Origin of the sequence: Deinococcus marmoris (assembly GCF_001949125.1) — a bacterium.
GTDB lineage: Bacteria > Deinococcota > Deinococci > Deinococcales > Deinococcaceae > Deinococcus > Deinococcus marmoris_A.
In genome coordinates, this window is the sequence record NZ_MSTI01000137.1 from 32,078 (window position 1) to 51,299 (window position 19,222).

Here is a 19,222-nt window from a genome sequence, read left to right on the forward strand (position 1 = left end):
TCCTGGCCCGTCTGCTACGCTCCCTCCATGTCCCGCGTCCTTGCCATCACGTCCGAGAAGGGAGGCGTGGGCAAAAGCACGCTGGCGGTCCATCTGGCCGGAGCCTTCACCGAGCGCGGCCTGTCCACCGTTCTGATCGACGAGGACGGGCGCGTGGGCAGCAGCCTGCGCTGGGCTGAGCGTGCTGGAGAGGCTGGCCTGAGCTTTCCCGTGCTGACCCCGGACGACGTGAAACCCAAGAAACTGGCGGCTGCCGATGCCGTTCTGATCGACACCGAGGGCCGCCCCAAACGCAAGGAACTGCGTCGCCTCTCCGAACGCGCGGACCTGATTCTGGTCCCGTCCGGCGTGAGTGCGCTGGAACTGGACTCCACCCTTGACCTGCTGGACTTCTTGCTGGAGGCGGGCGATGTGGGCCGCAAAACCCGTATCGTCCTGACCCGCGTGCCGCCCGTGGGCCACGCCGGAGAGGACGCCCGCGAGAACCTGCGCGACGAGGGATTGACCGTCTGCAACACCCTCGTGCGCCAGTACGCCGCGTACCAGAAGGCTGCCGAACTGGGAACGCTGGCCCGCGACGTGCGTGACACCCGCGCCGCCGTGGCCTGGGCCGACATCCTGGCCCTATCGCGGGAGCTGCTGTGAGGTTCTTGCTGCTGGGGCACGGCTGATGGGACGTTTCGATTATCTGGACGGCAAATCGAAGAAGGGCAGGAAAGAAAGCCTCCGCAAAGCCGCCCCTGCGCCCGATGGCCGCCACAAGGGCGAATCCGGCGAACGCGTGGAAGTCGTTTACATCCGCAAGGAAACGCTGCGGGCCGTGTGGCGCGAGGTCCGGCGCGACGGCGACACCGCCGAGAGCGTCAGCGAACTGGTGGAAGACCTGTTGCTGGCGTGGCTGCGCGAACGGGCGTAAACGGTGACCCCGCTTCAGCGCAAGGCGGCACGTATCGCGGGGTTGCTCGTGGCTCTTATTTTTATCGTCCCTGGCGTCATTCACCCGCTCCAGGGCCACCCCCTCGATCTGGTCAATCTGATCTTCCACGAGGCGGGCCACGTTCTGCTGATCTGGGTGGGTGAAACGGTCACGCTGCTGGGCGGCAGCCTGTTTCAACTGCTGATCCCCGCCGCCTGCATCACCGCTTTCCTGTTGCGCGGGGACCGCTACGCGGCGGGCATCGTGACGCTGTGGCTGGGGCAATCCTTCGCGGGGGTGTCCGCCTACATCCGCGACGCGCCCACCCGCAATCTGGACCTGATTACAGGCGATCCCGATACCCATGACTGGTGGCAATTGCTGGGCGGCTGGGACGCGCTGAATCTGGCCGAACCGCTGGGCCGGGTGGTCTTTTTTCTGGCGCTGGCCTCGGTGATCGTCGGCTCGGCGCTGGCGTTGTGGGACGACGTGCGCTGAATCGCCAGACCTGTGCATGACAGCAAAAAGCCCCCTCCGCGCGGGAGAGGGCAGTTGAAGATTCCTTCGCCGTTTACGCCGGGTTCAGAATTTCCTCGATCTTCTGCTGCACGTCGTCGCTGAGGCGCACGCCGCCCGCTTTCACGGTGTCCTGAATCTGGGAAACCTTGGTGGCTCCGGTGATCACGCTGCTGACCCCCGGCTGGCGCAGCAACCATGCCAGCGCTAGTTGCGCCCGCGTGATGCCCAGATCGTCGGCAATCGGCTTCAGGTCACGCACCTTCTGGATGTTCTCTTCCGTCAGGAAGTTCTTGCCCCAGTTTTCCTTCTCGGTCAGGCGTGCGCCTTCCGGTTTGCCGTCGTCGTACTTGCCGGTCAGCAGGCCCATCGCCAGCGGACTCCAGACCACCAGGCCGATGCCTGCGCCTGCGGTGTAGGGCAGAATTTCCTTCTCCACGCGTTCGCGGCGCAGCATGGAGTATTCCGGCTGCTCGGTCACGGGACCGTGCAGGCCGTTGGCGCGGGCGAATTCCACGGCCTGGGCAATGCGCGCGGCGGGCCACATGGACGTGCCCCAGTACATGGCCTGACCGTTGCGGACCACCTGATCGAAGGCCATCACGATCTCTTCCATCGGCACGTCGGGGTCATAGCGGTGGGCGAAATAGATGTCCAGATAATCGGTTTCCAGACGCTTGAGGGTCTTGCCGATGCTTTCCAGCACATGCTTGCGGCTCAGGCCCCGGTCATTCACATCGTCGCTCATGGGCCAGAACACCTTGCTGGACAGCACCAGCGTGTGCCGGGGCAATTCCTTGAGGACCGTGCCCATCAGTTCCTCGCTGCGGCCCCTGGCGTAGATATCGGCCTGATCGAAGAAATTCACGCCGCCCTCGTAGGCCGCCGTCACGATGTCGCGGACCATCTTCTGATCGTCCACGCCCGCGCCGTAGGTTTCCCAGCCGCCCAGCGCGACTTCACTGACTTTCAGACCACTCCTGCCCAGATTCCGGTATTCCATAAGTTGCTACTTTAACTCTTAAAGCATGGAGTGAGGCCAGATTCAAAGTTGGGTGAAGGCCGGGCGAAGGTGTTTACCCCTCTTCCCCCAGCAATTCCCCCAGCGTTCCCACGTCCAGATTGCCGCCGCTGACCACCGCCACCACCGGGCCAGGGCCAAAGTCATACCCGCAGTACAGGGCTGCCGCCACCGTCACTGCGCCGCTGGGTTCGGCCACCAGTCGGGCGCGCAGGGCCGTGTCCCGCACCGCCCGCCGCATCTGCGCCTCGCTGACGGTCACGATGTCGTCCACATGGGCGCGGATGTGTTCCCAGGTCAGCTCACCCAGTGTCGTCACGCGCAGGCCGTCGGCCAGGGTGCGGGCCACCTGCGCCGGGTCCCAGTTCACACGCTGCCCGGCCCGCAGACTGGCCTGCGCGTCCGCCGCCAGTTCGGGTTCCACACCGATCACGCGCACATCCGGGCGCAGGGTTTTGATGGCAGTCGCCACCCCGGAAATCAGCCCGCCGCCGCTGACCGGCACCAGCACCGTGCCGACGGTGGGCAGGTCCTCCAGAATCTCCAGCCCCACCGTCCCGGCCCCGGCGATGATCTGCGGATCGTCGTAGGGCGGCACCGGGGTCAGGCCGCGCTCCGCCGCAAGTTCTCTGGCCTTTGCGGCCCGTTCCTCGCTGGCGTTGCCCACCAGCACGACTTCCGCGCCGCACGCACGGGTGGCGGCCAGCTTGGTCTGTGGCGCACCGGACGGCATGACCACCACTGCCGGAATGCCCAGCGCCCGCGCCGCGTAAGCCACCGCCCCCGCGTGGTTGCCGCTGGAATGGGCCACCACACCCCTGGCCCGTTCATCAGCCGTCAACGACAGCAGCTTGTTGAAGGCTCCGCGCAACTTGAAAGCCCCGGTGGGGTGCAGGTTCTCGGCCTTGAGCCACAGTTCCTCGTTGGGAAAGGCGATGAGCGGCGTGCGGCCTACCCAGCCGTTCAGGCGGGTCTGGGCGGCCTGAATGTCGGCCAGGGTGACGAGCATTTCGGCATTGAGGGTCATAGGTGCGCCTCCTGCCTCCACGCTACCCTGTCTGACATGCCCCTGATTGCCCTGGCCCCCGGCGTCCTCTACTTTCCCGGCGCGGTCAACAGTTTCGTGGTGGTGGGCCGGGAAACGGACGCCCTGCTGGTGGATACTGGCCTGGACGACTCGCACGCGCGCAAGCTGCTGCGGGCGGTGGCAGAGGCGGGCCTTGTTCCCAGCGGTATCCTGAACACTCACAGTCACGCCGATCACCACGGCGGGAACGCTTTCATCCTGGGGCGCTTTCCCGAACTGAAAGTCTTTGCCCCACCGCTGGAAGACGCCATCATCACCCATCCGATTCTGGAGCCGCTCACGCTGTTCGGCGCACGCCCGCCGCGCGAGTTGCAGAACAAATTCCTGCTCGCGCCGCCCAGCCCTGCCCGCCTTGCCCCTGAGCCGGGTCTGTGCCGCATCGGTGGGGCCGATATCGAGCTGATCGAGGTGGCCGGGCACGCTTCCATGATGTACGCCGTGCGCGTGGGCGAGGTGCTGTACGCCACCGACGCCCTGTTCGGCCCCGATGTATTGACCAAACACCCGCTGACCTTCTGCGCCGATTCGGGATTGCAGAAGCAGAGTGCCGCGAAACTGGCCGAACTGGAAGGCGTTCGCACCGTACTGCCGGGCCACGGCGAGTCATCGGATGATTTAGCTGGAATGGTGGCGGTCAACCTCGCCTCCTATGAACGCACGACAGAGGCGGTGTTGGATGCGGTGAACGGGGGAGAGGCCAGCATCGACGAACTGCTGGCCCGCGTCTGCGGCGCACTGGATGTCGAGATGAGCAACGCCGGGGCTGTCCTTCTCAACCGCGCCGTGATCAGCGCCCACCTGACCGAATTGCTGGAATCAGGGCAGGTGGAGATGAAGGTTCTGGACAATAAACTCATCTTCAGCGCACAAGCGTAAAGGAACTCAAATGGCCCGCGCGGGGACGCTGGGAGTAGCGTAGGGATATGACCAAGAAGAGCAAGACTGATCCCTCCACGCCCAGCAAGGCCAGCAAAAGCGCCGCCGATCAGGCGAGCAAGGCCAAGGCCGGCAAGCCCGGTGTGACCCCCAGCGGCGAGGCCAAGGCCGACGCGGCCCATCTGGATACGGCGTTCAACGCCCTGGTGGACCACAACTACCTGACGGAGAGCGAGTTCGACACCGTGGCCGAGACATTGCAGCGCAACCTCGCCACCACCATCACCCTGTACCTGAAGTTCAAGAAGTACCACTGGGACATCCGGGGGCGCTTCTTCCGTGATCTGCATCTGGCCTATGACGAGTTCATCGAGGAAATCTTCCCCGGCATCGACGAGCAGGCCGAGCGTCTGGTGGCCCTGGGCGGCAGCCCCATCGCCGCGCCCAGCGATCTGGAGCGCTTCAGCGTGGTCAAGGTCCCCACCGAAACCGTGCGTGACGCCCGCGCCCAGGTGGCCGATCTGGTCAGCGACCTGACCCGCGTGTCCAGGGGCTACCGCGACGACAGCAAGGCCGTGGACGCAGCCAACGACCCCGCCACTTCCGACATGTACAACGGCTACGCGGCCACCATCGACAAGATCCGCTGGATGCTTCAGGCGATCATGGACGATGACCGTCTGAACTGAGGTTTTGAGCAAGAGGATAGGCCGCCAGAGCGTTTGGGCGGCCTGTTTTTTTACCTTCTGGAGGAGAGCGCATGCCCAAGTTCGACTATGACCTGAATTACGCCGAACTGGACCTGCGCGCCCAGCCAGAGCTGTACCGCGTCGGCAGGGGCGAGCAGGGCGTACTGCTGGTCCAGCCGTACAAGGGTGAGATTCTGCCCCACTGGCGCTTTGCCACGCCGGACGCGGCCCGTGAGAGCAGCGAGGCCATCTACGCCCTGTTCGAGCAGTATCTGAAAGCTGGTGATTTCGTCGGCGCGGATATGGCCCGCAAGTTTTTGCAGATGGGCTTTACGCGTGCCCGCCGCTACGCCAACCACAAGGGTGGTAAGAAATACGACGGCCCCGTCCCCGACGATAAAAAGGGCCAGAGTGGCGCACATGGCCGCGCCGAGTTGCCCCGCCAGCCCGAAGACCCCGTGAAAGCCGAGTCCGCCCGCATCTTCAAGGCGAAATGGGATGAGGCGGAGGCGAACGAGGAATACACGCGCCTGAAGAAGGCACACCGCGCGAAGTACGGATGAACGGAGCTTTTACTTGCCCACGCAGAAGTTGCGGAATACGGCGTCCACCACATCCTCCTGCACGTCCTGTCCGGTGATCTCGGCCAGGGCGCGCAGGGCTTCCTCCAGTTCATAGCCTGCCAGATCGTCGGGGAGGGTCTGGGCGTCCTGCACATGCCCCAGCGCCCGCCGCGCCGCGTCCGCCTGACGCTCGGTGGTCAGCCACGCCTCGCCGCGTGCGGCGTCTCCCAGCAGGGCCACCCGCACCGCCTCGCGCAACTGGGGGAGGCCAGCGCCCGTCACCGCGCTCACGTCCAGCAACTCCGAATCTGTCCACGCGGCGGGCAGATCGCTTTTCGTTCTGAGCCGGATAACGCGGGCGGGCGTGCCAGTCACGTCCAGCGGCAACTCCTCGCGCGCTGTGCTGCCGTCCTCCAAGACCAGCACCAGATCGGCGGCCTCGGCCAGCGCCCGTGCCTGCCTCACGCCCGCCGCCTCAATCTCGTCCACCGTGTCGCGCAGGCCCGCCGTGTCCACCAGCGTCACGGGCACGCCTGCCAGTTCCAGCCCGGCCTCCAGATAGTCGCGGGTGGTGCCGGGTGTGGGCGTCACGATGCTGCGCTCGAAGCCCACCAGGGCGTTCAGCAGGCTGCTTTTCCCAGCATTGGGCCGCCCGATCAGGGCCAGCCGTGCGCCGCGCGTGCTGACCTGTCCGGCACGCGCGCTGGCCAGGAGCGCCTCCAACTCGGCCTGGGCCTGGGCCAGCGGTTCGGCGCGGTCCTCGTCCGGCACGCCTTCTTCCGGGTAATCGAGCATGGCCTGAATGGCGGCCAGGGCGCGGATCAGCCCAGCGGCCACCCGCGCCACCCGCGCGCCCAGCGCCCCGGACAGCCCCAGGCTGGCCTGCCGCCGCGCGCCGTCGGTCTGGGCTTCCACCAGCCCCAGCACGGCCTCGGCCTGCGCCAGATCGAGCCTGCCAGCCAAGTACGCCCGCAGCGTGAATTCGCCGGGACGGGCGGGGCGTGCGCCCAGTTCCAGTGCCCGTGCCAGCACGCGGCTCAGCACTGCCGGGCTGCCGTGCGATTGCAGTTCCACCACATTCTCGCCCGTGTAACTGCGTGGCTCCCGGAACACCAGACACAGCCCCTCGTCCAGCACCTCGCCGTCGTTCGCAATCAGTTCCCCAAAGAGAAAACGCCCACCTGCCGTTCTGGAGGGTGCGCGCTTGCCCTTAAATACGCCGTCTGCCACGTTCAACGCGTCCGGCCCGCTGACCCGCACGATGCCCACGCCCGCGCTGCCAGGGGCGGTGGCGATGGCGGCGATGGTGTCGGACAGGCCAGAACGGGTCACGGGGCCAAGGGTAGCAGGGGAGAGGGGCCGGGGAAGCTGTGCGCGGACGCGATCATCTGTCGGTCAGAATAGGCGGTCTGGGAGCTGACGGCTGTACCAGAAATCAAATTCAGATCTGGTAACACCATACTGCTGTGCAGTGATCGCTATTTCTTCCTTATAATCACGGATAAATGAGATGACATCGAAACTGTCCAGAATGTCCTTCTTCACAGGTCTCTTTTCATCCCACTGGATACGTGACCTGAAAAAATTGCCACTGACAGGATGCTGAAACGCGCAAAGGTGGATGAGGGCAGCTATTCGATCAAAAAAACTGAGGATGTAGCAGGTGTCATCTACCATAACTGGTTTTCCGTCAAGAGGTTCTAGCAGCGTAAAATGTAATGTCTTGTAGAGTCCAGAGATGGCAATTTTGTAGGGTGCAAACGAGTAATCACCCACTCCAAAAATTGAAAATGTTGGTTTCCCTCTGTAAATCGAGCTTTTTCGCATATCAAACACCTGACGATGCTGCTCAAGATATGACCATGTGTGTGGATAAGTCTTTTTGATGAAATTGGTATCTTCTCCAATAAAGTGTTGAGTAACAATTGTATATAGGCGCGGTATGAGATTTCCCTTCGCTATATCCGAGCTTTTGAGAAATGGGTATACCAAGTCGGATTCAATGTCGAGAGTATCGCCTGTAGCAGTAATAAGATTATTGTCCAAGCACCGCAGCTCCATGACTTTGGCGGCGTCATGCTTGATACCTGAACGCCATTCTCCTCTGGTTGACATGGAATATTTCTGGGTCTCCCGATATGATTGATGGTCGGTAACAAAATACCCATCAATATAGAAATTTTGCGTTGGACTCTTGCCCTCTAAATTATCGTAAGTCGTGTAGTCATAACTCATAGTGCCTGCTGAACTTGCCCCTCTGAAAAAAAATAGGCAGGCGCTGACCGAGACGCCAAATTCACGCGCTGCATCAATGCTATATAGTTCAAAGTTTTTCACTGCCAGCCCTGTTTTGGCGGCATATGCAATGACCTTGCGCGCTACGCTGGATTTTATCAACATGGCGCAGGCATTGTCTGTACCTGCCACGATCTCGAGCATGCGCCGCATGATCCATTCTGAAATGTCAAAATTACTTTTGCCAGTCAAGGCATCAAGTCCGCTGAGTCCGGCAGCGTTCGTTTTTTGAGGCAGATTTCGGCCACCGAGCTGCCCGATGGCCGCGCTGGTGACCCAGGGTGGGTTGCCAACAAAAATGTACGGCTGCGGAAGAGAGTGAGTGAGGGCTGCCAGATCAAGGTTGAAGAAATTCGCAGTCTCCACTTGAACAGGTACAGCACTCTGGCGTGCCAATGCATGGGCCGCATATACCGGATTGATCTCGATACCCAAGGCACTCTGAATGCCGGGAAGATGATCTGCCGCTGCATAGAGGATGTTGCCCACACCACAAGTTGGTTCAATGGCAGTCCGGTACTTCACGCCCTTTCTTACAATGACTTCCATGACCCTGGCTGCCAGTGTTTCTGGAGTTTGAAAATCCCCATACTCGATCCTGTCGGTGGGTTTGACAGCCACTGTCATAGACGGTCTACCCCCATGATCGATCCAGCATTCGTCAGGGCGTGGCCGTATTGCAATCGCCATTGCAGGGCATTGGAGATGGTCAGGTATCCCTGTGCGGGGGGTGAGAGCAGAATCTCGTCTGCGAGCAACCGGACAGCGATTTCATCTACAGGTAGATTGCGATCCAGCATGATTGCCACCAGATCGTCAGCGTTTCCACCCAGGCGAATGGCTTCCAACAGCGCGGCTGTCAACTGGTAATCTGCCGTTCGTGACGCGTCCACGAAGATGACCTGTTGGATATCGAGTACAGCCGTTCGGCTGGCATGATCGTCAGTTTTCTCGTAGACGAAAATTAACAGCGAGTAGCCGAGACCGTAGATCTTCTGTCTCGCTGAGGAGTAAGGGCTTGACGATTGGGGTTGATTGCGGCTGGTGGTCTTGATATCCACGTTCAGGCCCGGTAGATCAAGACCACTTGCGGCGTTACCGATAAGGAAAGAATATTGTGCAAGCAGAAATTGTTTGAACTTCGATTCAAGGTACGTGCCTATCCGCTTGCCGTTGTCTACACCAAAAAGTGCTGGCTCGGGGTGCGTCCGCTCCTGATCGGCAAAGGCCCGCGCCTCCTGCTTAAGCAGATCAACGGTCAAAGCAGGGATGTTGGAGGCGTTCATTCACTTCAGCTTATCTCAAGCCCTGCGCTGATCTCAGTTCCGTTTCCAGCGCCCCCGCCCGCGCGCCCCCGCCTTTGCGCCCGGCGTGCTGGTGCGGACCCTGATCTGCTCGTCGTCGTAGCGCAGCATCACGGCCAGCCTCGCGCGGCTGATGATGTGGTGCGGGTGCCTGGGCACGAAGGCCGTTACGATGTCCAGATGCCCGTCCCGGTGGTACTGCACCACCACATGCAGCGGCAGGGCCACGCCGCACGCTTCGAAGGAGCCGTGGACCAGCCAGCGCCGGTCTTCCGGGTACACCGCCCGCACCCGTCCGCACAGCAGCACATTGATGATGTCGTGTTCTAAAAACCCTTCGGCGCGGGCGTGGCCGATGGCATGTGGGCACAGGTGATAGTGCGCGTCGTACACGGCGTCACGCAGCCGGGCGTGGGCGCGCGACAGGCTGAAGTCGTCGGTGGCGATTCCGGCCAGTTCCACCTCGCGCTGGGGCTTGACCGGGGCCGGGCGGACCACACGGGCAGGCAGAGGCGTGGGGGCGCGGCGGGCCGCCTTCTCGGCGCGCGACAACTGGGCACGCAGGGCCAGCAGATCGGTCCCGGTCTGGACCTCGGCCAGCAGGGACTTCTGCGGCGCGGCGGGCACGCTGTGGCGGCCTCCCTGACGGTTGTGGTTGATCCCAAGCGGCTTGCTGGACTGTTTGGTCACGGCGAACACCTCCGAAAAAACGTTCCCGCCTCCCTGCCCTCTGCCTTTTTTGTTGGGTCAAGCTGCTGACCTGCATCCCCCAAAAAAGAAAAGGCCCCTCAAACACGGCTTCGTGTCTGGGAGGAGGCAGGCGTCGTACCCTGTTCAGGGCATGCGCCCAGCATAGCACGGCGCGGCAGAAAAGGACGTGACGCACTCGGCAGACAGCGCCCTGTCCCGCCTCCTAGGCTGGAAGGCAGAACCTCAAGCTGCCGCCAGTTCATCTCGCCTTTCCGCACGGAGGACACCCCCATGATCCGTTCCATGCAGGCCACCGATATTCCCGACGTCCTCGCGCTGCTCCACTGGATGGACGCTGCCCCCGAACGTGAAGTCTTCGCCCCCGATTCCCGTGACCCGCGAGAGCTGCATCTGGAGTGTGAGGAAGGGCTGTGTCTGGTCGAGGAGGATGACGACGGCGTGCGCGCCTACTGCGCCCTGTCCCCCTTCCGGGACGGTCTGGTGCTGGAAGGCCCCATTGCCGAATACGCTGGCAGCGAGGGCGGCTCAATGAATGCCCTGCTGGGCCGCGCCGCGCAGCATACCGATGGCCAGCCTGTCTATGCCTTCAGTGCCCGCGACAACCTGCCGGTGCGGACCGCGCTGGAGAAGGCGGGATTTGCGCCCCTGCACAGCACCGCCTTCTATTCCGCGCCGCTGGCCCAGATCTCGCATGGTGCCCGTGTGCCGGACGGAATGCGGACCACGGACAGCCTGCCCGTCGCCGAGTACCGCGCCCTGTACCGCGCCGCCGAGGACGCCTGGGCCGGACGCCTGGACTGGACCCCCGAGCAGTACGCCGCCCACTTTGCCGACGACACGGTGCGGCTGGTGGCCTTGTGGCGCGGCAACCATCCGGTGGGCTTTGCCGAGCTGGAATTCAGCCCGGACGACGCCCGCGCCGACGTGACGTATCTGGCGGTCCACCCCGCCGAGCGCGGTCAGGGCCTGGGCCGCGTGCTGCTGGCCCTGGCCGCCGCCGAGGCCCAGAGCCATCCCGAGTTGCGAACCCTGCGCGTGCGCGCCCACGATCACCTGCACTCCGCCCGCGCCCTGTACGCCCGCATGGGCTTTACCCACTGCCGCAGCATGGTGACCTACCTGCTGGACGGGGATGAAGAGGCGTAGGTTTCTGCTTTTCAGCATCAAGATTAAAAAGCCGCCCCGAGATGGTCTCGCGGGCGGCTCGTTTGGATTGAAGGCTGAAACTCAGCTTCCCCGGTAAGTGCTGTAGGACCACGGCGTCATCACCAGCGGAACGTGGTAATGCGCGTCCGGGTTGCCCACCGTGAAGCGCAGCGTCACCACATCCAGAAAGGGCGGATCGGTGGCCGCGTCGAAGTCCGAGAAGTAGTCGGCCACATGAAAGGTCAGCTCGTAGGTACCGCTCTGGAGGCTGCCGCGCTCGATCAGTGGGGCGTCGGTGCGTCCGTCGGCGTTGGTGACCGCCTCCGCGAGCGGCTTGCGCGTCTCGCCCTCAATGCGGTGCAACTGGACCGGAACGCCCTGCGCGGGACGGCCCCGCGCGGTGTCCAGAACGTGCGTACTCAGTCCGGCGTGTGCGGCCATTAAGCGCGCTCGACCCAGCCTTCCATCAGGCCGTAGGGTTCGGGATCGACGTGCATGATCTCCAGGTTGTTTTCCATATCGAAGCGGCCCAGGTTGTACTGGAGGTGGTGCATGTTGGGCATGCGGAACCAGATGCGCGAGATTTCCGGGCACAGGGACAGCACGGCCTCGCCCATCAGGTACAGCGTGTTCTGGAGGCTGGGCGAGTAGTGATCGGTCAGCGTTTCCTGAAGCTGTCCAAAGACCTTGTCCCACACGGCGTCGTAGTCCACGTCATCGGTGTTGTACTCCCACTTGGCGGTCACGAAGGTGGCCATCACACGCTCGTGCGTTTCGGGCAGCGTGGTGAAACGCTCCTCCAGCAGGTAGTTTTCCCAGCCGCTCTCAGTGGTCTTCAGCACGTACAGCTCGGCAATGCCGGAGGTGACCTTGAACGCCTTGCCGTCCTCGCTCTCCACGCGCCCGGTGCGCTTGGGCATCTGGCGCACGAAGGAGTGGTCATGGCCCTGGCCGCCGACCTGCACGCGGTCCCACAGGTGTTCGGTGAATTCCATGAAGCCGCCAGTCACCCTGGGGCCGGTCTTGACGAAGTGCGCGATCAGTTCCTTGCCGAACACTTCGGGGCTGCTCGTGAAGCCTTCCTTGGCCAGCCCGTACACGGTGTTGCGGACGGTATCGGTGGCAACCAGTTCGGAGTTGTCGCCCTTGCTGTGCGCGGCATCGAAATCGCCAGTCATCGCCACACGCACCTGCAATTCACGAATCTCGTGGCGCTTGCCGCCCCGGTTGATCTTCATCAGGTTAATTTCGGCCTTGCCGTAGTTGTTCTCGCCGAGTTTGACTTTCACGGTGGCCTTCTCGCCTGCGTTCTTCTGGTCTGTGGTCTGCGTCATGTCGCTTCCTCCCCTTATTTCCCGTCGCCGTCGGCGATCAGGTCCAGAACGCGGAGCCGGGCAATCCGGCTGATCTCGTGCAGGGCGGCCTGCCTTTCCTGCTCGGGAGTATTCGCCAGCCGCCGCCTGGCCCCCTCGAAGATGCTGTCTTTATCGTTTTCGCGCACGCAGACCACGTAGGGCAATTCAAATTTCTCGTGGTAGGCGTCGTTCAGCCGTCCAAATTCTGCAAATTCGTCGGGCGTCAGGCGGTCCAGACCCGCCGAAGCCTGCTCGTGGGCGCTCTCGGCGGTCAGCTCTCCGGCCAGCGCCGCCTTACCCGCCAGGTCCGGGTGGGCGCGGATCAGCTTGAGCTGCGCGGCCTCGGAATCAGCCTGCACGGCGTCCTTGAAGGCGTCGGCCACCTCTTCGACATTCTGAAACGGGCGCTGGGCGGCAGCGGCCTGGGCGTACTGCGGCGAGTACTCCAGCACCCCGGCGAAGTAGTCGGTAAAGGCGTCGGCGCTCAGCGCGTTCACGGCTTCAAGGCTCAGCGGGGCGGTGTGGGCAGGGTGTTGGGGGGCAGGACTTTGGGTCAAGAGATTCCTCCGGCGGGTGGGGCAGCAAAACTACTTAGATGGCTAACTAATTGGACCTCTGCATCTTACGGATTCATGACCGGGGTGTCAAGTCAGGAATTTTTGGACCCGGTGCAGGGTGGCCTTGCCGTGACGCTCGAAAGTGGTGGCGAACATCAACGCCCGCACCCTGACGCATACCCGCGACTGCGCCGCGCCTACTTTTCCTGAGTGTGGTCATGTTAACCTATTGAGCGGAGGCCCGGCACCTCAGAGTCAGTGATGACGCCCCAAGATGAAGGCTGCCCGGCGGAATACGACACATGGATTATTACGAATTACTGGGCGTGACCAGAACTTCAAACGCCGACGAAATCAAATCTGCCTACCGCAAGCTGGCCCTCAAGTACCACCCGGACCGCAACAAGGAAGAGGGCGCGCACGAGAAATTCGCGCAGATCAGCGAGGCGTACTCGGTGCTGTCTGACGCCGAGAAACGCGCCCACTATGACCGCTTCGGCTCGGCTCCGGGGGCGAACATGCCCGGCGGCGATCCCTTCGGCGGTATGGGCGGCGCGGGCTTTGACCCGATGGACATCTTCGAGCAACTGTTCGGCGGTATGGCAGGCGGGCGTGGGCGGCGCGGCCCGGCACGCGGCGACGATCTGGAAACAGAAGTTCAGGTCACGCTGCTCCAGGCCCGCGCGGGCGAGGAAGTCGAGGTGGTCGTGGACCGTCTGACCGAGTGCGAACACTGCCACGGCAGCAAGACCGAACCGGGGGGCAAACCGCCCAAAACCTGTGCCACCTGTGGCGGCGCGGGAGCCGTGCGCGCCCAGGCCCGGACCATCTTCGGTGTGGTGGAAACCCAGCAAGCCTGCCCCACCTGCCGGGGCGAGGGCCAGATCATTCAGGACCCCTGCACCGTCTGTAAGGGCCGTGGCCGCACCCTGAAGGCTGAGAAGGTGGGCGTCAAGCTGCCGCGCGGCATCGACGAGGGCTACCGCATTCGCGTATCCGGCATGGGCAACGAGGGACCGGGGGGCAGCGGCGATCTGTACGTGCATATCGAGATGGAACCCCACCCGGCCCTGCGCCGCGAGCAGGAACACCTGATCTACCCGGCGCGCATCGGCTTTGCCAAGGCGGCTCTGGGCGGCCAGATCACGGTGCCCACGCTGGACGGCGAACAGGCCGTGGAGGTCAAGGCGGGCACCCAGTACGGCGAGTTGCACCGCCTGACCGGTCAGGGCATGCCCCGCTTGCAGGGACGCGGCAGCGGCGACCTGATCGTGGAATACGACGTGATCGTGCCGAAGCCCAAGGACCTGACCCCCGAGGCCCGCGAGGCGCTGCTGGCCTATGCCCGCGCCGTGGGCGACGAGGTCAACGAGAAGCACGAGGGCTTTTTCGACAAGGTGGGTAAGATTTTCCGGGGCGACTGAGCCAGGGATTTTCTCGCAGTGGACTCCGAGCCTTAGCCTGGAGTCCACTCTTTTTGGTCAAGTTCTGGTGAGAGGGGAGGTCACATCGCCGTCAGTCGGGCGGGTCAAGATGATGTTCGACACGCCCCGGCGTGAATTTCTGGAGACGATATGAAACGAAGCCTTTTGACCCGCTGTATGACCCTCTGCGCCGCCCTGACCCTGACCACCGCTTCTGCCGCGCAGATCGCCGACGGCACCTGGACGCTGAGCCGCCTGAGCGACGCTGCGGGCACCGTGGCCACGGGCGGCCTGGACGCGCCCACGCTGAAGCTGCTGGGCACCAGCATTTCCACCGCAGATGGCACGCAGGTTTCCGGGTCTGCCGGCTGCAATGTCTTTAGCACGTCCGGCATATTCGGAAACAATCTTCAGATGGGCGGCACCCTCAAACTCGGCCCGATTGCGGCCACGCGCAAGCTGTGCGCCGAGGCGCAGATGACCCTGGAACGGCGCTACCTGAATGTGCTGGCCCAGGCCCGCGCCTTCGTGCGGGTGGGCGATACATTGATTCTGACCTCTGGCACATCAAAGGCGGTGTTCACGTTGGGAAGCGAGATGGAAAAAAGGCTGCGGGCCACCTGGCGACTGGTGGGCGGGCAGGGCAACGAACTGCTGACCCTGACCTTCGGCGAAGGCGGGCGCGTGAGCGGCACCACGGGCTGTAACAACCTGATGGGCCAGTATGACGTCATGGACGGCGGGCTGACCTTCGGGCCACTGGGCGTGACCCGCCGCGCCTGCACCGATCCCGCGCTGGCACAGCAGGAGCAGACCTTCCTGAAAGACCTGTCCGAAGTGACGGGCTATGAGGTGGCTGGCTCGATGCTGAAGCTGACCACCCGTTCCGGCAAGATGCTGGAGCTGGCGCGTCCGGTGAACTGAGCGGGGAAGCGCCTGGAACACGGAAAACCCAGGCGAGGGGGCGGTGGGCGCGGTATGCTGGCGGGAGAATCAAATCCCGTTCCAGCACCGCGTCCACCGCCCTTTGTTCAGGAGGCCTACCCCATGTCCCGTCCATTCCCAATACTTGCTCTGTTTGCCCTCGCCTCGCTGAACCTGGCCCATGCCCAGCAACCCGTCACTGTACAGACCGAGGGGGGAGCTGTCGTCGGTCAACAGTCTTCAGTTCGTACCTTTCTGGGCATTCCCTACGCTGCGCCGCCCGTGGGCGATCTGCGCTGGAAGCCGCCGCAGCCTGCCGCCGCCTGGAACACGCCGCGCGACGCCAGCAAGTTTGGCGGCAAATGTCCGCAAAAAGTCATTGCACTGTTCGCCCTGCCCGGAGAAACGCCGGGGGACATCCAGGGGCAAGAAGACTGCCTGTACCTGAACGTGTACGCGCCGAAGGGGTCCACCTCCGCCAGCAACCTCCCCGTGATGGTCTGGATTCACGGCGGGTCATACATTACCGGATCGAGCGACAGCTACGACGGCACCGTGCTGGCCGAGAAAAACAACATGCTGGTGGTCACGCTCAACTACCGTCTGGGCACGCTGGGCTGGCTCTCGCTGCCCGCGCTGGGAGCGGAGGACGGCGGCGGCCAGTCGGGCAACTACGGTCTGATGGATCAGCAGGCGGCGCTGAAATGGGTCAAAACCAACATCGCGGCTTTTGGAGGTGACGCCAGCAAAGTCACCATTGCCGGGGAGTCGGCGGGCGGCATGAGCAATTGCGCGCATCTGGCCTCGCCGCAGTCTGCTGGACTATTCCGGGGCGCGATCATTCAGAGTGGGCTGTGTACCAGCCCCGGCAACAGCGTCACCCTGGCCGACGCGCAGAACCGCAACCAGAAGTACGCCTCGAATCTGGGCTGCAAGACTGACGATCTGGCCTGCCTGCGCGCCGCTCCTGTAGATAAATTGCTCTCCACAAAGGTTCCTGGCCTGCGCCCGGCGGCCAATCTGGTGTGGTCCCCGGTGTACGCTTCGAAGCTCCTGCCGCTGACATTGCGCGAGGCTTACGGGACGGGACAGTTCAACCGCGTGCCCGTCATGAACGGCACCAACCACGACGAGGGGCGGCTGTTCGTCTCGGTGGCCTCGCCGGACGGCAAGCCGATTAGTCCGGTGGTGTACTGGGGCGGCACAGGACTCACCGTGGGGGCGGCAAACACAGTCAAGGTCTTAAACCAGTACCCGTACCGCAACTTCGGCACGCCCGCGCTGGCCTTTGCCACCATTTTCACCGATGCAGTGTTCAGTTGCCCGGCCCTGCGGGTGGACGCGGCGCTGTCTAAATACGTGCCCGTCTACGCCTTCGAGTTCAACGATCCGAACGCGGTCACCATCGTCAAGACCCCTGTGGATTTGCCGAGTTTGGGCGCGCACCACTCCAGCGGGCTGGCCTACGCCTTCCAGAGCAAGGTGGACGGTCTGGCCGACTTCGCTGATTTCACCCCCGCCCAGCGCCAGCTCTCGGACGCCTTCAGCGCGGCGTGGGTGTCGTTTATCAAGACGGGTAAGCCTGCGTCGGCGGACTGGAAGACCTTCGATCCGGCCCAGAACAACGTGCAGGTCTTCACGCCGGACGGAGTTGAGCCTAGCGTCCTGTTTTCCAATGACCACCGCTGCCCATTCTGGCTGCCGCTGGATCTGAAGTAGGGGAAGTTCTCCCCGCCCTCTTCTTCGGGAGAGGGCTTTTTCCATGTCGGCGCTTCCGATCTATCCCAGACCCGTGGGCGACGTGATCTTTCATACCCTGCAACGCGTCTCAGTCTCCTACCGATCCCCGCGTCAATTCGGTGGCCTCGCCGTCGCCCGGATCGCCCAGCAGATCGGCGCGTTCCTGCGGGGTCAGGGCCACCATCACGCGCCGTAAAACCACGTCCACGGCCTGATCGGCGCTCTCGTCCAGGGTCAGACCGTCCAGCAGCGGCACGTCCTCCTGGCGGGCCAGATCTTCCAGCTCGTCCTGCATGGCGCGGATTTCACCGAAATACTGCATGTAGCGGTGCAGGGGGCGGCTGGCGGCGGTCTCCACGTCGCGGCTCTGGAAGTGGCGGCGGTGTTCCTCGGGATCGGGCAGGGTGACCAGCATGGGAATCACCAGTGCCCCGGCAAAGGCATCGGCGCGCAGGTAGCCGGGCACCAGATGCACGCCCTCCAGCACCAGGCTGCTGCCCTCCTGCACCGATCTAGCCACCACCGCGCCCAGGCCCACGTTGACCTGTTGCACCTGATCGCGGAAACCGGCCAGCAATACCCGCTTGCTGGGGGTTTCGGGGCGCGGCGTGCCGGGGGGCAGCAGCGCCTCCCAGGCATTGAAGGTGCTGGCGTGCAGCGTGGGCAGCAGCGCCGGGGAGACCATCGCGCGCATGACCTCGCGGATGGAATCGGTGCTGACCACGCGGGCAATGCCCAGGCGGTAAGCGATCTCGGCAGCCAGAAAGCTCTTGCCGGTGCCGCTGACACCGCCCAGCAGCACGATCACTGGGCGTGGCGGGCGACGGATCACGCGCAGCAGGCGGTAACGGGCGCTGACATCCGGCCCCACCTCGTCGCGCAGCAGGGCCTCCACCTTGGCGCGGATGGCCGTGCGCGTGACCACCCGGTCTTCCTGGCCACGCAGGTCGCGCTGGGTCACGCGCGCCACCTTGCGGGCCACGTCGGGCGCAACCCCGGCGGCCAGCATGGACTGCACCAGAATGCCCTTGGAAAACGGCGTGGGCATGCTGCTGCCGCTGCTGATCACGCCCAGCTTGCCCCGGTTGCGGCGCAGGTAGCGGTAGGTCAGGCGCAGGTGTTCGCCGTAGCGCCCGGCCAGCGCGCGCTCGGTGCGGTTGTCGATGTCCTCGGCGCTCAGGCTCCGCACGCCCTCCTGGCGCAACTCCACGTCCACGGCGCTGGCGGTGGCGTAGGCCTCGCGCCCGGTCAGGCCAGTGTCCTCCAGCGTGCGGGCCAGCACGCCCCGGCTGAACGGCAGATCACCCTTCTTGGCCGTCACCAGAATGTCCACGAAGGCAGGGGTCTGCGCCCCGGCGGCCTGCGCCACGTCCTCCCCGGCCAGATCGCGCGCCACCTCGGTCATCAGAGCCTGCAATTCGCCCGGCGTGACCAGACTGCGCCGCGACAGCCGCAGATTCTGCTCGATGCGCCGCGCCGCCGCCGCCGCCACATTTCCTGAAGCCCCAGCGTTCACCAGAGACTCCACCACCAGCCCCCGGCTGAATGGAAAGGCGTGCCGGGGCGTGCCGATGCGCAGTTCAGGCTGGGTCAAGGGGAAGGCTCCTTCGGGGACGGGGGAGAGGGGAAAGGGCGTTCCTGGCAGTCTAGCCGGGAAAGTTGCAGGGAGGGTGATGGGGTGCGGGTGAGCTGGAAGGCGGACCCCTCAGTCTGCTTCGCAGCCAGCTCCCCTTAAAGGGAGCCAAGAGTGGCAATTGAACGTGTCACACAGAAAACCCTTGCCTCCCTTTTAAGGGGAGGTGCCCCGGAGGGGCGGAGGGGTTAAACCGCAAACAGCCACCCAGTCATCAGATTAGGGCTTACGCGAAACTGGGCAAGTCTGAAATTCTGGGCTGGTGGGAAGACCTCGAAAAGTCGGGCGGCAACGGTACTGCGAGTTTTTGGCTGCAACACAGATCAATCGGACACAAACCTATTTTGCCAACCACGTTGATGATTTTGCTCATGACGCCGTTCAGCGCTACCTGAAAGGTGACCGTTTAACGGCAGCGGAGGTGTGGACGCAGGTGCGTCCACACGTCAAATTGAGCGACAAGGG

General features: G+C 63.7%; 20 protein-coding genes and 1 pseudogene. 11 read left to right on the forward strand and 10 right to left on the reverse strand.

Annotated features, from left to right (window positions below):
- Positions 1-27 precede the first annotated feature (27 nt).
- The 3 genes from BOO71_RS19660 to BOO71_RS19670 are packed head-to-tail and all read left to right on the forward strand — an operon-like array spanning position 28 to position 1,414.
- The gene (locus BOO71_RS19660) at positions 28-645 is read left to right on the forward strand and encodes a ParA family protein (RefSeq protein ID WP_075835257.1); all 618 of its coding nucleotides are present in this window, start codon (positions 28-30) and stop codon (positions 643-645) included.
- Between the two features lie 25 nt (positions 646-670).
- On the forward strand, positions 671-916 hold the full coding sequence (locus BOO71_RS19665; RefSeq protein WP_075835259.1) for a hypothetical protein: 246 nt from the start codon (positions 671-673) through the stop codon (positions 914-916).
- A gap of 3 nt (positions 917-919) precedes the next feature.
- Positions 920-1,414: a hypothetical protein gene (locus BOO71_RS19670; protein WP_139323067.1), complete on the forward strand. Its 495-nt coding sequence runs from the start codon at positions 920-922 to the stop codon at positions 1,412-1,414.
- A gap of 73 nt (positions 1,415-1,487) precedes the next feature.
- On the opposite strand, the gene BOO71_RS19675 is transcribed toward BOO71_RS19670, so the two are convergent.
- Together BOO71_RS19675 and BOO71_RS19680 are read right to left on the reverse strand one after the other, a co-directional pair.
- Positions 1,488-2,435: an aldo/keto reductase family protein gene (locus BOO71_RS19675; protein ID WP_075835263.1), complete on the reverse strand. Its 948-nt coding sequence runs from the start codon at positions 2,433-2,435 to the stop codon at positions 1,488-1,490.
- A gap of 73 nt (positions 2,436-2,508) precedes the next feature.
- On the reverse strand, positions 2,509-3,480 hold the full coding sequence (locus BOO71_RS19680; protein WP_075835265.1) for a threonine ammonia-lyase: 972 nt from the start codon (positions 3,478-3,480) through the stop codon (positions 2,509-2,511).
- Between the two features lie 36 nt (positions 3,481-3,516).
- Between BOO71_RS19680 and BOO71_RS19685 the strand changes: the two genes are divergently transcribed.
- The 3 genes from BOO71_RS19685 to BOO71_RS19695 all read left to right on the forward strand — a co-directional run bounded on the left by BOO71_RS19685 (position 3,517) and on the right by BOO71_RS19695 (position 5,668).
- On the forward strand, positions 3,517-4,416 hold the full coding sequence (locus BOO71_RS19685; protein ID WP_075835267.1) for an MBL fold metallo-hydrolase: 900 nt from the start codon (positions 3,517-3,519) through the stop codon (positions 4,414-4,416).
- A gap of 47 nt (positions 4,417-4,463) precedes the next feature.
- On the forward strand, positions 4,464-5,105 hold the full coding sequence (locus BOO71_RS19690) for a Dps family protein (protein ID WP_075835269.1): 642 nt from the start codon (positions 4,464-4,466) through the stop codon (positions 5,103-5,105).
- A gap of 71 nt (positions 5,106-5,176) precedes the next feature.
- The gene (locus BOO71_RS19695; RefSeq protein WP_075835271.1) at positions 5,177-5,668 is read left to right on the forward strand and encodes a DUF4385 domain-containing protein; all 492 of its coding nucleotides are present in this window, start codon (positions 5,177-5,179) and stop codon (positions 5,666-5,668) included.
- 9 nt (positions 5,669-5,677) lie between these two features.
- Here BOO71_RS19695 and mnmE read toward each other — a convergent pair whose 3' ends face one another.
- The 4 genes from mnmE to BOO71_RS19715 all read right to left on the reverse strand — a co-directional run bounded on the left by mnmE (position 5,678) and on the right by BOO71_RS19715 (position 9,894).
- Positions 5,678-7,000, reverse strand: coding sequence for a tRNA uridine-5-carboxymethylaminomethyl(34) synthesis GTPase MnmE (mnmE, locus tag BOO71_RS19700; RefSeq protein ID WP_075835273.1), 1,323 nt, complete (start codon positions 6,998-7,000; stop codon positions 5,678-5,680).
- A 63-nt stretch (positions 7,001-7,063) separates the two neighbouring features.
- Positions 7,064-8,590: a hypothetical protein gene (locus BOO71_RS19705; protein WP_075835275.1), complete on the reverse strand. Its 1,527-nt coding sequence runs from the start codon at positions 8,588-8,590 to the stop codon at positions 7,064-7,066.
- On the reverse strand, positions 8,587-9,249 hold the full coding sequence (locus tag BOO71_RS19710; protein WP_075835277.1) for a restriction endonuclease: 663 nt from the start codon (positions 9,247-9,249) through the stop codon (positions 8,587-8,589). The genes BOO71_RS19705 and BOO71_RS19710 overlap by 4 nt, the downstream gene beginning before the upstream one ends.
- A 33-nt stretch (positions 9,250-9,282) precedes the next feature.
- A complete protein-coding gene (locus BOO71_RS19715) occupies positions 9,283-9,894 on the reverse strand; it encodes a DUF4258 domain-containing protein (RefSeq protein WP_075835296.1) in 612 nt (203 codons plus the stop codon).
- A gap of 354 nt (positions 9,895-10,248) precedes the next feature.
- Here BOO71_RS19715 and BOO71_RS19720 point away from each other — a divergent pair, with 354 nt between their 5' ends.
- Positions 10,249-11,124: a GNAT family N-acetyltransferase gene (locus tag BOO71_RS19720; RefSeq protein ID WP_075835279.1), complete on the forward strand. Its 876-nt coding sequence runs from the start codon at positions 10,249-10,251 to the stop codon at positions 11,122-11,124.
- A gap of 81 nt (positions 11,125-11,205) precedes the next feature.
- Here BOO71_RS19720 and uraH read toward each other — a convergent pair whose 3' ends face one another.
- From uraH to uraD, 3 genes are read right to left on the reverse strand one after another with little or no spacing between them, the layout of a single operon-like run.
- The gene (gene uraH, locus BOO71_RS19725; protein ID WP_075835281.1) at positions 11,206-11,565 is read right to left on the reverse strand and encodes a hydroxyisourate hydrolase; all 360 of its coding nucleotides are present in this window, start codon (positions 11,563-11,565) and stop codon (positions 11,206-11,208) included.
- The gene (pucL, locus tag BOO71_RS19730; protein ID WP_075835283.1) at positions 11,565-12,458 is read right to left on the reverse strand and encodes a factor-independent urate hydroxylase; all 894 of its coding nucleotides are present in this window, start codon (positions 12,456-12,458) and stop codon (positions 11,565-11,567) included. Before pucL ends, uraH begins: the two co-directional genes overlap by 1 nt.
- Positions 12,459-12,472: 14 nt before the next feature.
- Positions 12,473-13,036, reverse strand: coding sequence for a 2-oxo-4-hydroxy-4-carboxy-5-ureidoimidazoline decarboxylase (gene uraD, locus BOO71_RS19735; protein WP_217694916.1), 564 nt, complete (start codon positions 13,034-13,036; stop codon positions 12,473-12,475).
- 302 nt (positions 13,037-13,338) lie between these two features.
- Here uraD and dnaJ point away from each other — a divergent pair, with 302 nt between their 5' ends.
- From dnaJ to BOO71_RS19750, 3 genes are all read left to right on the forward strand, one after another.
- Complete coding sequence (dnaJ, locus tag BOO71_RS19740; RefSeq protein WP_029479682.1) at positions 13,339-14,460, forward strand: molecular chaperone DnaJ; 1,122 nt, start codon at positions 13,339-13,341, stop codon at positions 14,458-14,460.
- Positions 14,461-14,610: 150 nt separating this feature from the next.
- Positions 14,611-15,384: an META domain-containing protein gene (locus BOO71_RS19745; protein ID WP_083653663.1), complete on the forward strand. Its 774-nt coding sequence runs from the start codon at positions 14,611-14,613 to the stop codon at positions 15,382-15,384.
- A 123-nt stretch (positions 15,385-15,507) separates the two neighbouring features.
- Positions 15,508-17,103 (forward strand): carboxylesterase/lipase family protein, encoded by a 1,596-nt coding sequence (locus BOO71_RS19750; protein ID WP_075835287.1) that lies wholly within the window; start codon positions 15,508-15,510, stop codon positions 17,101-17,103.
- A gap of 109 nt (positions 17,104-17,212) precedes the next feature.
- Here the strand turns inward: BOO71_RS19750 and BOO71_RS19755 are convergent, their stop codons facing one another.
- Positions 17,213-18,718, reverse strand: coding sequence for a 2-phosphoglycerate kinase (locus BOO71_RS19755; protein ID WP_075835289.1), 1,506 nt, complete (start codon positions 18,716-18,718; stop codon positions 17,213-17,215).
- A gap of 301 nt (positions 18,719-19,019) precedes the next feature.
- On the opposite strand from BOO71_RS19755, the pseudogene BOO71_RS28460 reads away from it, so the two are divergent.
- Positions 19,020-19,222: pseudogene (locus BOO71_RS28460) on the forward strand (hypothetical protein); the annotation flags it as partial.